Origin of the sequence: Burkholderia sp. Ac-20392 (assembly GCF_017104585.1) — a bacterium.
Lineage (GTDB): Bacteria > Pseudomonadota > Gammaproteobacteria > Burkholderiales > Burkholderiaceae > Burkholderia > Burkholderia lata.
Genome location: NZ_JAAGPB010000272.1, coordinates 1 through 233, shown reverse-complemented (window position 1 = coordinate 233; position 233 = coordinate 1). Strand labels below are relative to the sequence as shown.

At 47.6% G+C, this 233-nt stretch carries 1 pseudogene; it reads left to right on the top strand.

The window, feature by feature from the left end:
- Positions 1 to 219: pseudogene (locus G3N99_RS25245) on the top strand (hopanoid biosynthesis associated radical SAM protein HpnJ); the annotation flags it as partial.
- Between the last annotated feature and the right edge of the window lie 14 nt (positions 220 to 233).

The following is a 233-nucleotide window of genomic DNA, read 5'->3' as shown; positions in this document are numbered from 1 at the left end:
AAGCAGAACGCCAAACAGACGAGCGACAGATCGAAGAGAACAACACAGCACACGCTAAAGGTGGATCAAGTAGCGATGTATCAGGGCAAGAGTATAGAGAATCAGGGCGAGGAAATTGGATGGAGGGAAGAGAACCACACAACTAACCTTGAGAGAAAGGAAGGTGTACAGATCGCGGAGATCGGCTATGCGCAACAGTCGAGCGACGACACGAAGTAGTGTTTTTTTTTTTA